The 10,938-nt window shown below is 39.8% G+C and carries 10 protein-coding genes; 4 read left to right on the top strand and 6 right to left on the bottom strand.

Annotated elements, in window-relative coordinates; genetic code table 11:
• Positions 1 to 161 precede the first annotated feature (161 nt).
• From EWM59_RS10395 to EWM59_RS10385, 3 genes are all read right to left on the bottom strand, one after another.
• Entirely contained in the window at positions 162 to 1,661 is a 1,500-nt protein-coding gene (locus tag EWM59_RS10395; protein ID WP_130020903.1) for a carbohydrate-binding domain-containing protein, read from the bottom strand.
• 169 nt (positions 1,662 to 1,830) lie between these two features.
• Positions 1,831 to 2,463, bottom strand: a complete 633-nt coding sequence (locus EWM59_RS10390) for an HD domain-containing protein (protein ID WP_229239332.1) — start codon at positions 2,461 to 2,463, stop codon at positions 1,831 to 1,833.
• An 86-nt stretch (positions 2,464 to 2,549) separates the two neighbouring features.
• Positions 2,550 to 2,969 (bottom strand): FKBP-type peptidyl-prolyl cis-trans isomerase, encoded by a 420-nt coding sequence (locus tag EWM59_RS10385; RefSeq protein ID WP_130020902.1) that lies wholly within the window; start codon positions 2,967 to 2,969, stop codon positions 2,550 to 2,552.
• Positions 2,970 to 3,289: 320 nt separating this feature from the next.
• Here EWM59_RS10385 and EWM59_RS10380 point away from each other — a divergent pair, with 320 nt between their 5' ends.
• Both EWM59_RS10380 and EWM59_RS10375 read left to right on the top strand, forming a co-directional pair.
• On the top strand, positions 3,290 to 3,688 hold the full coding sequence (locus EWM59_RS10380; protein WP_130020901.1) for a DUF1003 domain-containing protein: 399 nt from the start codon (positions 3,290 to 3,292) through the stop codon (positions 3,686 to 3,688).
• 58 nt (positions 3,689 to 3,746) lie between these two features.
• Positions 3,747 to 4,052, top strand: coding sequence for an antibiotic biosynthesis monooxygenase family protein (locus EWM59_RS10375; protein ID WP_130020900.1), 306 nt, complete (start codon positions 3,747 to 3,749; stop codon positions 4,050 to 4,052).
• Positions 4,053 to 4,145: 93 nt separating this feature from the next.
• Here EWM59_RS10375 and proS read toward each other — a convergent pair whose 3' ends face one another.
• Positions 4,146 to 5,621, bottom strand: a complete 1,476-nt coding sequence (proS, locus tag EWM59_RS10370; RefSeq protein WP_130020899.1) for a proline--tRNA ligase — start codon at positions 5,619 to 5,621, stop codon at positions 4,146 to 4,148.
• Between the two features lie 332 nt (positions 5,622 to 5,953).
• On the opposite strand from proS, the gene EWM59_RS10365 reads away from it, so the two are divergent.
• Together EWM59_RS10365 and EWM59_RS10360 are read left to right on the top strand one after the other, a co-directional pair.
• Positions 5,954 to 7,240, top strand: coding sequence for a hypothetical protein (locus tag EWM59_RS10365; RefSeq protein WP_130020898.1), 1,287 nt, complete (start codon positions 5,954 to 5,956; stop codon positions 7,238 to 7,240).
• A gap of 314 nt (positions 7,241 to 7,554) precedes the next feature.
• Positions 7,555 to 9,087, top strand: a complete 1,533-nt coding sequence (locus EWM59_RS10360) for a hypothetical protein (protein WP_130020897.1) — start codon at positions 7,555 to 7,557, stop codon at positions 9,085 to 9,087.
• 144 nt (positions 9,088 to 9,231) lie between these two features.
• Here the strand turns inward: EWM59_RS10360 and EWM59_RS10355 are convergent, their stop codons facing one another.
• Together EWM59_RS10355 and EWM59_RS10350 are read right to left on the bottom strand one after the other, a co-directional pair.
• Positions 9,232 to 9,756, bottom strand: a complete 525-nt coding sequence (locus EWM59_RS10355) for a shikimate kinase (RefSeq protein ID WP_130020896.1) — start codon at positions 9,754 to 9,756, stop codon at positions 9,232 to 9,234.
• Between the two features lie 38 nt (positions 9,757 to 9,794).
• A complete protein-coding gene (locus tag EWM59_RS10350; RefSeq protein ID WP_130020895.1) occupies positions 9,795 to 10,904 on the bottom strand; it encodes a BT_3928 family protein in 1,110 nt (369 codons plus the stop codon).
• Positions 10,905 to 10,938 lie beyond the last annotated feature (34 nt).

Raw genomic sequence — 10,938 nt, 5'->3', positions numbered from 1 at the left:
CGCCGCGCGGCGGTTTTTGCTTCAAGACAAGATTTAAAAACCGGAGTTTAGCAGCCGCAGTGGAACTGAGCTAAATGAGCGGACGCCGCGCGGGATTTTTAAAGCGCAGGATTGAACAAAAATCGCCTTTTTTAATTCAATAAGATTAACTCAAACAGTTTCTAACGTGCATTGACTTTGGTAACCACTCCTGATACCGTAAAGCTGGTGTTTTTAGTACCTGATGTATAGGTGCCTTCGGTGTACAAACCATCTTTTTCTGCTCCTGTTGAGCTACCCCCTAAAAATACATTATATGTACCATTTGCCAGTTCTTTCGACGAAAAAGCGATAGACTGATACCGCTTGGCAGGTTTATAAGTTACTATTGATTTTCCATCTGCATTCTGAATATTGATTAAAGAACCCGCATTCTGGGCGGCCGTAAAATTAACCAGTACAGAATTTTGTGTAGAAGTAGTACCGGGTACCTGCGCCATGCCCGAACTGCCAACAGCTATCAGCAAGCCTCCGGTAATTTTAAACGAGCCATCATAATCTAAAGAAGCGTTGTTATTGGCAGTAGGGCCATCTACAATGACAGTACCGCCTGTCATGGTAATAGAGCCATTGGCATCTAAGCCATCGCCTCCGGCATTCAGGTATAAGTAGCCGCCATTAATAAATAGATTCAAACCACTTGATGAGGCACCACCACCCATACCACCAAAACCGCCTTCATTGCCAGTGCCATCAGCTACATTGACCCCGTCATCACTGGATACAAGATGGATGGTGCCATCATTAATGGTTATTTGTTTTCCTTCAAGTCCTTCGTAAGATTTTGTAATATTGATGGTTCCACCCTCAATAGTCAGTTTGGTTTCTGCGTGAATCCCGTCGTCTCCGGCAGCTATGGTGTAAGTACCTTTTTCAATTATGACATAGCCTAAGGCAGTATCAGTATCGTTAGAAGATTTTAATCCATCTGCTTTCGAATTAATGGTTATGTTTCCATCTTTCAGTATCAGGTAATCTTTGCCTCTGATACCATCATCGGCAGCATTTACGGTTATATTACCACTTTTAATAATCAACCCGTCTTTGCTGGCTATGCCATCGGCAAAATTTCCATTGACGGTTAATGAGCCCGAACCATAAAAAGATAAGTCGTCTTTGCTGAAAATAGTAGCATTGGGTTCTTCTTCTGCCACATCATCATACACGTAAGAAGTGCCGTCGGTTAGCTTGTTCTGGGTGTTTTCTGCCAGTACAATCAGCGTTTTTTCTGATTTTTTGATGTAAATAGGCGAACTGTTGGAGGTGGTAATATCCACACCATTTAAAATCAGTCGGACAATGGTTTTATCCTCTGTATTGACAATGATTTGTCCATTGCTTAAAGTACCGCTGATGCTGTAATTTCCGGCTTTTGTAATGGTTACTTTAGTACCAGATACGGTTGCGCCTGTGCCACCTACGATAATAGAACTACCATTGAGCGTAATAGGAACTACATCTGTACTTGCCCAGGTATAATCTCCTTCGGCTTCATGAACTTCTGCACTCTCTTCTTCATCTGTACCCGTAGGAGATGGGTCTGTATTTTTGCTGCAAGCCATAAAAATTAATGACAATAGGAAAGTCTTCAGCAGCAGTGCCAATTGTGGTTTTTTCATCATTATCCTTGATTCAATCTGGTGTTTAATTATCGGTGTTTTGTCTGAATGACGAATGAAAACAATAGAAGGGTTGCACACTTTAGCTAAAGAAAAGTGTAATGCAATAGGAAAAGAAGGGAAAATGAATTAATAAAGATGTGTAATTGAGGGGTTTATGAGCAAAACAAAATTACAGCAGGTCTATTTCTTTCTGTATATTTTGTCTGGCTTTGGCTTCATATTTATCAAAAAAATAGGGGGTCTTGAAGATTTGTTCCATGTCCAGAAAATGGCGTAATACTTTTTTTCGGCCCGGTTTATAAACCATATCAGGGAAAAAACTGTACTCTTTTCTTACCCTTTGGGTATATTCTTCATAATACAACCAATCCTTACCTAATATTGATAAATCAGCATCAATAAAAAAGTTGGTATCACTTTCCTGACTGAGGATGTGTTTTTTAGTAGCAATAATCTGTTTGTAACAGTTTTCAATTACAGTTGTGGGAACTGACAGCGCCTGCAATCTTTTTTGTGCCAGTTCGGCACTTTGTTCTTCGTTATTACTCTTCATTACATGATACACAATGTCATGATAATACAACGAAAACAGCACTGTGTGCCAGTCATTCATCTGGTCTTGAACTTCTGTCAGTTCTTTGAGCATATTTTCCAGATGTGCCAGTGTATGGTAATGGCGGTCTTTATTCATATAGGCTTTCTCAATTTCACTCCAGTACGTATTTATCAAATGCGTATCTGAAGTATAATTCTGGAGCAAACCGATGTATGTCTCCTTTACAAGACCTAAGCCCATTCCCATTTTTCTGAATGATTGGTAATTGCAGATGTTAACTTGAAAGAGCGGCAGGCTTCTTCTGAGCAAAGAGGAAACCTGCTTTCAGACTTTTATTTAACCGATACTAACTCGATTTCGAAAATTAAATCTTTTCCGGCTAATTCGTGATTGGCGTCTAATTTTACTTTGGTAGCAGAGATTTCTCTGATGATTACCGGAACGGCCTGATGTCCGTTGTGCATATTCAGGGTGCCACCTACTTCTAATGGTATATTATCTGGAATATCCAGACGGTTGAAAGTGAAAATCATTTCTTCTTTTACCGGACCGTACGCCTCTTCTGCCGGAATAAAAACTGTCTTTTTATCACCGATTTTCATGCCTGTTACGCCTGTATCGAAACCGGGAATCACCATTCCACTACCCACAGTGAATTGTAAGGGCTGGCGTCCTTCCGAACTATCAAAAACTGTTCCGTCGCTTAATGTACCTTTATAATGTACCTGTACTGTATCGCCTGATTTTACCATAGTTGTATTTTTGCTTATATCTTACGTAATAATCTGAATTATATGTACACCAAATTAAGCGACAAAGTTCTATAAATGTTTTTGTTTTTAATGTATGCCGCTGGAAAAATACAGTTTTATTTATAAGGGAATTGTGTAATGGGTTGATTGTCAGTTATTTATAAATTGCTCTATTTAATTGTCTGTTAAGCTGTATTTAACGCCTGTTTAATAAAGTCTTGTCAATTTTGAGGTTTTCAAATATGAGCTAACTTATCACACGCATTCTAAAAAAATATTAATAAAAAGCATTTAATTTAGAGCAAAAAACTGGACACTACATGAAAAAACAACTGATAGAGGATAGCAAACCTCTTAGCTTTGGCGATAGAATGGCTGATAAAATTGCGGATTTCGGTGGTAGCTGGACTTTCATTTTATCTTTTATGGGCTTCCTATTAATCTGGATTTTATTCAATATTTATTGGTTAAGCAACAAGGGCTTCGACCCATATCCATTTATCCTGCTGAATCTTATTCTGTCTTGCATAGCAGCTTTGCAGGCACCTGTGATTATGATGAGTCAGAACAGGCAGGAAGAAAAAGACAGGGAACGGGCCAAAGAAGATTTAAGAATTAATCAGAAGGCAGAAGAAGAAATCAGAAGCCTTCATAAAAAACTAGATTTACTGATTAAACAACATGAGGAGTTTCGCAGGGAAATGCGTAAAACGGAGTGATACTCGTCAGATAATTCAACGGAATAGTATTCGATAAAACATTCTAAATTTTATTAAAATGAATAGTCCCCTTATTTTAATTAATGTATTTACTGTTGCACCTGAAAATCAGCAGCGACTAGTAGAATTACTAACAAAAGCCACAGATGAAAGTGTGAAATTCATTGAAGGTTTTATCTCCTCAACGCTTCATAAAAGTATTGATGGAGCAAAAGTGACTATGTATGCGCAATGGCGTAGCAGAGAAGATTATGAGAACATGAGAAAAAATACAGGTGCCTCGCCTTATCTTGAAGAAGCGTTACAATTTGCTAAATTTGACATGGGAATGTATGAAATAGTTAAAGTATTCAATAAAGAGTAATCTTTAGTTGCCACCGTAAATATTATTTAGCCTTAAACAAAACACCCCCGAAAGTCTTTTCAGGGGTGTTTTGTTTAATATTCAAACTTTGTATTAATATGCTCTGGCAAATATTACTCGCTTGCCAGATGGTTTGCCAGTCAGGATACAAGTTCCTTCTTCTTCTTTGGCATCTAAAGGAATACAACGGATAGTTGCTTTGGTCAATTCCTTTATTTTCTCTTCAGTTTCAGAAGTCCCATCCCAGTGGCAATGTAAGAACCCACCTTTCTCGATTTGCTCTAAAAACTCATCCCAGGTATTTACCTCAAACGAATTTTCTTTTCTGAAATTTAAAGCTTTGTTATAGATATTTACCTGTATTTCTTCCAACAAATCTTTTACATAAGCAGCAATGCCTTCAATCGGACGAGTTTCTTTACTTAAAGTATCTCTGCGGGCTACTTCAATTACACCATTCTGTAAATCTCTCATCCCGATAGCCATACGTACTGGGACGCCTTTCAATTCGTATTCAGCAAATTTCCAGCCCGGACGTTGCGCATCGCTGTCATCAAATTTTACGGTAATGCCATACGACTTCAATTCTTTTATAATCGGCTTAATGGTTTCGCTAATTGTAGCCAGATCTTCTTCTCCTTTATAAATAGGTACAATTACCACATGGATAGGAGCTAATTTAGGAGGCAATACAAGGCCGTTATCGTCAGAGTGCGCCATTATCAAGGCACCCATCAAACGGGTACTTACACCCCATGAGGTACCCCATACATGGTCAAGTTTCCCTTCTTTCGACTGGAATTTTACATCAAATGCCTTGGCAAAATTCTGTCCTAAAAAGTGGGAGGTACCCGCCTGCAATGCTTTGCCGTCCTGCATCATCGCTTCAATACACATGGTTTCTTCGGCTCCTGCAAAACGCTCATTGGCCGATTTGAAACCTTTCACTACCGGCACAGCCATAAACTCTTCGGCAAAAGTGGCATATACCTCAAGCATTTGTTTGGTTTCGGCAATGGCTTCCTCACTTGACGCATGAGCCGTGTGTCCTTCCTGCCATAGGAACTCCGCCGTACGTAAAAACATACGGGTACGCATTTCCCAGCGAACCACATTGGCCCATTGGTTAATCAGTATAGGTAAATCTCTGTAAGATTGAATCCAGTTTTTATAGGTACTCCAGATAATAGCCTCACTTGTAGGTCTCACTACCAGTTCTTCTTCAAGTTTAGCATCCGGGTCAACCATCAGTGTACCGGGTTTTTCGGGGTTGTTTTTCAGACGATAATGTGTTACCACCGCACATTCTTTAGCAAATCCTTCGGCGTTTTTCTCTTCTGCTTCAAACAAACTTTTGGGTACAAAAAGTGGGAAATAGGCGTTGGTATGCCCGGTTTCTTTAAACATATCGTCTAAAGCACGTTGCATTTTTTCCCAGATTGAATACCCGTAAGGTTTGATAACCATACATCCTCTTACCGCCGAATTTTCAGCTAAATCTGCTCGTTTCACTAATTCGTTGTACCACTCCGAATAATTCTCACTACGTTTTGGAAGCCCTTTACTCATAATTGTTGATAATATTAAACTTTTTGACCTGCGATGAATCTAATAGATGTTATTTTCGTTAATATCTATGAAAAGCACAATCCTGTCTGATTTTAATCAAACTTTCATTCAGATTGGCTTGCAAAGATAAGTTTTTATATTAAGTTTGTCATAGATAATTCTGTTACTTTTCGGTAGCAGGGCCATCAGCAAACAAATGCAAGGGTAGTAAGAAGAGGTCAGTAAAAAATTTGTTATTTTTTTTTAATACTCATACAACCTTTTTCAAGGCTCACGCATCATTTACATAAATGATTGTATTTTTAGTTCACAATTAATTATTCAGAGATAAAATGAACACTTTCAAATCTTTCAGGTACCTGTCGGTCGCAGTGCTTTTAGGTACCTGGGGTTGTAGTCAAAAGCAAGTTGCTACGAAAGGTGATTACGATGACCTTTACGGCTCGTCGAAAGATGCGCCTCAGGTAACTTACAAAACATCTACGCAGCCTTCAACAACTTATCAGAATCCTGACTATACCGATAACCTTCGTTATCAGAGAGAAGAAACACCTGTTCAGACTGAAGGGACAGACGAGTATTACGACGAGAACTATGTGAACTCACGTAAAGTACAACGTAGCTATTCTTCAGACCCGGGTTATTCTTCTGGTTTCTCAGATGGCTATCAGTCAGGTTGGAACGATTACGCATGGAGCCAGCCAATGGGTTGGGCAAGTCCATTCAACCGTTTCGGTTATTATTCACCATTTGGGTTTAATTCATTCGGCGGTTTCGGTAGTGGTTTCAGCATTGGCCTTGGTTTAGGATACGGAATGGGCTACGGTGGTTTTGGTAATCGTTTCTATGACCCATTCTGGGGCGGTGGTTTCGGCAATCGTTTCTATGACCCATTCTGGGGTGGTGGCTTCTACAGCCCTTATTATAGTTCATTCTATAGCCCTTGGGGTTATAATTCATTCTATAGCCCATACGATTACTATGGTTACGGTTATGGCAGATTCGGATATCCGGGTTATGTTTACAATGTAACCTCTGGTGTAGATGGCTTGGGCAAAACCCGTACGTATGGCCCACGTGATGGTGGCAGAGGTTCAGCGTTCTATAACGACCGCTTCAACAATACTGCTATCAGAACTAACGATGGTGGCCGTCGTGCTGATGGAAATGTAAGAACTACAGGTACAGGTACTGGCAGAAGCTATTCAGGTAATGATGGCTACTATGCTACACCAAGAAGAAACGGTTCGAGCAGTAACTCATCTTTCAACAACACACCAAACAGTTCTCGTGCTTCAGGTTCATCTAACGATACTTACTATGCACGTCCACGCAGAAATGGTGGGTACGATAGCGGTAACAGCAACGGTGGTTCATCAAGATCATACGATTACAGCCGCCCATCAAGTAGCTCAAGCCGTAGCAGCAGTGAGTATTCAAGAGGTAGTGGTAACTCAAGAGGTTCTGATAGCTGGTCAAGAGGTTCGTCATCTTCATCTAACTCAACCTGGAGTAGCCCAAGCCGTAGTTCGAGCAGTAGTAGCTCAAGCAGCAGTGGTGGCGGTTCTCGTGGAGGTAGCAGCAGCGGTGGCGGCGGTGGTAGCCGTGGACCAAGATAAGAACAGCATTCTGAAACAATTGATGCCACTGGTTTGTTAAGCTCATAAGAGTAAACGTAATTACGTTATTTATTGCAAAAATATTCAGAAACCTCGCTGAATCATCATTGTTTGGCGAGGTTTTCTATTAAGTACAATGAATGGTTACGCTATTACTTTAATCCTGCAAAATGCCCGGCATGATGACATATAAGGAAATAGTTTGAAGTTCAGCAATTAAAATTACAGTACCTTTAAACAGGAAGAATGATTAAACAACTACTCGGATTTTATCCCGGTTTCAAATTCTTCAATTATAAAGATTAAATAAAAAAATGAAAATCTCACGCATTCTGATTACCACCTCTTTACTGTTGGGAGGAATCGGAGCTAAGGCGCAATTGAATTTAGGTGGGCACTTTTATGGTGAAGATGCCTTCAGATTCTCTGAAACAAAAATTTCCGGCTCTGCTCGTATGCAGGGTTTAGGTGGCGGATATGTTTCTTTAGGTGCCGATGCTACAAATAACTATACCAATCCCGCAGGTTTAGGATTTTATAACCGTTCTGAATTGAGCATTACGCCTGTGCTGAACTCAGTTAATACTTCTTCAGTATATGCTGGTTCCCAATTCAGCAGAAGTACTACAAGCCCGAATATAGGCCAGTTAGGTTTGATATTCAGCAATAGTGGCACCGGAACACGCAAAAAACGTTCGGCTTTTGCCATTACGTATTCAAGACAAAACAGCTTTTTGTCTGACTACCGTTACTCAGGTGTCAATCAGCGTAGTTCAATGGCCGATTTCTTTGCCGAAAGAGCTACCCTGAGAGGCGCAGACTCGGGTATGCTTGACGAGGAGTTTGACCCAAATTCTGGAACCGCCGCTACCGCCACAGCTATGTATTATCAGGCTTATCTGATTGACCCTGTGTCGGGTGGTGGAGCGCCTTATACCAAAATTGAAAAAGCATTGCCGGTAGAACAAACAGGAGATATTTCTTCAACGGGCTCAACCAGCCAGTGGAATTTAGGGTATGGAATTAATTTTGACGACAGAACCTATATTGGCTTAGGCATAGGGTTTGTTCGGTTGAATTATGAAAATATAAACACCCATAACGAAAGATTTGCCAATGGAGTAGTCTTTAACGGATTTGAATACGGCGAAGATTTATATGTGCGTGGAAGCGGAGTGAATTTCTCATTGGGAACTATTTTTAAAGCTAACGAGAATATCAGCATAGGTGCCAGTTTAACTACACCTTCGTGGATAAGTGTAACCGAGCTTTATAATTCTCATATTATTATTGACCCTAAAGCAGGTAATCCGGTTGTGCCGACTTCGGCCATTACCAATATTGCTACCGATGAAAACCTTTTTTCGTATTCATTAACCACGCCTTTGAAAGCCAGTGGTGGAGCAACATTTTTCTTCCCTAATAAAGCCGGGTTTATTACAGCAGATGCCGAATATGTAGGTTACAGAGGCATGGGTATAAAAGACCCTGAAGATAATGCCTGGGGCGAAGACCAGAAAAGAGGTATTCAGAGTACCTATAACGATGTGGTAAATTTAAAAGTAGGAGCAGAGTATCGTATTCAGAGCATACGTGTAAGAGCAGGTGCCAAATATATGCCAGACCCTTATAAGGAAAAATCTGATAACCTGAGCCGTTCGCAAACCTTATTTACAGGTGGTGTAGGGTATCGTTCAGCGAAATTCTTTATCGATCTGGCAGGGGTCTTCAACCAGTTTAAAGGCGCATTTACGCCTTATCAGTTAAGCAACCCTCAGAATTATGGTTCAGCCAACCTGACTACCAAAGGCACGAGCTTTGTGGTATCAATTGGTACTTTCTTCTGATAAGGGGCCTGCACAAAGATTTGCCTTAACTAATGAAATACAAATAGATTGAAAGTGAAATGACAACCCAATCGAGTTGTCATTTCTTTTTTTATAGACTTCCTGAGAAAGTAATTTACGGCTTAAAATACTTTGGCAAGACGACTAATGAATCTTTCTTGCAAATTCTGCCTCCAGAATCCACAGTATGGCAGCGGGGTCGGTATCGCCCTCAATGGTAATATCAGCCTGCGTGTAGAAAGGCAGACGTTCGTTGTATTTGTCTGACAGTGTGCTTAATAAGTCTTTATTTTCGAGGTCATACAAAGGTCGCTCGTTTTTCTTCGACACCTGCATTCTTTCAAGCAGCCTGTCAGGTTTTACGTCAAGAAAAATACTGATACCATTGTTTTTGATGTATTCTAATCCATCAAGAAAGCAAGGCACGCCCCCTCCGGTTGCTACTACCAAACGCATATCTTTCTGTATTTTTTTCAACTGTTGATTCTCAACTTTCCGAAAATACTCTTCACCATTCAAGGCAAAAATTTCCGAAATTTTCTTCCCTTCTGCAATTTCAATACGGGCATCTAAATCAACAAATTCGTATCCTAAACTCTTGGCTAACTGCCTCCCCAGAGTGCTTTTACCGGAAGAAGGCATACCAACTAAAAAAATATTCGTAGTCATTCTGTCTGTTTGGGCGTAATTGAATTAAGTATATGTGTCTATTTTAATGTATCAGCGAGTGTTGCTTTATCCGGTATGCTATGATTCCCCCATTTCCCTTTTACTACTCCATTTTGTAACAAAATCACGCATGGATTTGTTCGTGCCATTGTCTTTAAAACTGTGGCATCTGCCGTAAAATAGGGAGTTGTGATGGCATTGGCCTGACGAAACTGTTCAAATTCGCTTTGAATAGCCGAAGTCATTATAATCGGCTCAATATTACTACCCTCTACACTTTTTGCCAACGCCTTTATTTCGGCAATTTCATCGGCATCTACATCTTTGATATTTTTAAAGATAAGCAACAGTTTATTGCCTATAAAAGTAGAATCGGTATAAACATTACCTTGCGCATCATTCACAAAATAATCGGTAATTTTGGGTTTTACCTTATCATCGTTGAGCGTGATAGATGACACATATTTATAAGTGGTGGTATCTAACAAAAACTCGCTCGATTTTTCTTCTTTGTTGGTTTTCTTATTCAGAAAAGTATATTCGAAGATTGGTTTTATGCCGGTAGGCTTCATTTGCTCGGGAATACTCTTGCCAATTGCGTAAGGCAAGAAGTCGATAGGAGGCAGGTAACGGATAGCATAGATACCAATACCAAACGAAACCAGACTCACAACAGCCATAACCGCATGGAGGTTTGAGTCTTTGTATTGTTTTCTGAATATAAAAATAACAATGATAAGAATCGTCAGAAATATATCTTTATTAAAAGACGTCCAGGGCTTTAGTTTCAAAAAATCACCGAAACAACCGCAATCGGTTACTTTATTGAAATAAGCCGAATAGAAAGTTAAAAAGGTAAAAAATACGATAATGCCTAACAATAGCCATGAAGTAATTTTCATGCGATAAGACAACAAAGTAGCTACCCCTAAAATAACCTCTAAAGCACAGAAAATAAGCGAAAGAGTAAGGGAGTTATGGGCAAAGAACATAAAAAAGCCTTGCAAGGCAGGAATATCCTGCGAGAAAACCTCAAAATACTCTTCTAATTTAATGCCTGTTCCGACAGGGTCTACCACTTTAACAAAACCGGAAAAAATGAATATGACACCTACAACGATGCGTGAGATTTGTGCAATGAGTTTCATAAAATAATAAGGTGATGTTTAAAGACCAGGAATG

Origin of the sequence: Emticicia agri (genome assembly GCF_004168285.1) — a bacterium.
In the GTDB taxonomy this organism is placed as follows: domain Bacteria; phylum Bacteroidota; class Bacteroidia; order Cytophagales; family Spirosomataceae; genus Emticicia; species Emticicia agri.
This window is presented reverse-complemented; position numbering and strand designations above follow the sequence as displayed.

Excerpts from the sequence above, each read along its gene's own strand:
- EWM59_RS10390 (WP_229239332.1), bottom strand. The coding sequence starts at position 2,463 with ATGGGAATGGGCTTAGGTCTTGTAAAGGAGACATACATCGGTTTGCTC.
- EWM59_RS10395 (WP_130020903.1), bottom strand. The coding sequence starts at position 1,661 with ATGATGAAAAAACCACAATTGGCACTGCTGCTGAAGACTTTCCTATTG.
- EWM59_RS10375 (WP_130020900.1), top strand. The coding sequence starts at position 3,747 with ATGAATAGTCCCCTTATTTTAATTAATGTATTTACTGTTGCACCTGAA.
- EWM59_RS10380 (WP_130020901.1), top strand. The coding sequence starts at position 3,290 with ATGAAAAAACAACTGATAGAGGATAGCAAACCTCTTAGCTTTGGCGAT.
- EWM59_RS10350 (WP_130020895.1), bottom strand. The coding sequence starts at position 10,904 with ATGAAACTCATTGCACAAATCTCACGCATCGTTGTAGGTGTCATATTC.
- EWM59_RS10365 (WP_130020898.1), top strand. The coding sequence starts at position 5,954 with ATGAACACTTTCAAATCTTTCAGGTACCTGTCGGTCGCAGTGCTTTTA.
- EWM59_RS10355 (WP_130020896.1), bottom strand. The coding sequence starts at position 9,756 with ATGACTACGAATATTTTTTTAGTTGGTATGCCTTCTTCCGGTAAAAGC.
- EWM59_RS10360 (WP_130020897.1), top strand. The coding sequence starts at position 7,555 with ATGAAAATCTCACGCATTCTGATTACCACCTCTTTACTGTTGGGAGGA.
- EWM59_RS10385 (WP_130020902.1), bottom strand. The coding sequence starts at position 2,969 with ATGGTAAAATCAGGCGATACAGTACAGGTACATTATAAAGGTACATTA.
- proS (WP_130020899.1), bottom strand. The coding sequence starts at position 5,621 with ATGAGTAAAGGGCTTCCAAAACGTAGTGAGAATTATTCGGAGTGGTAC.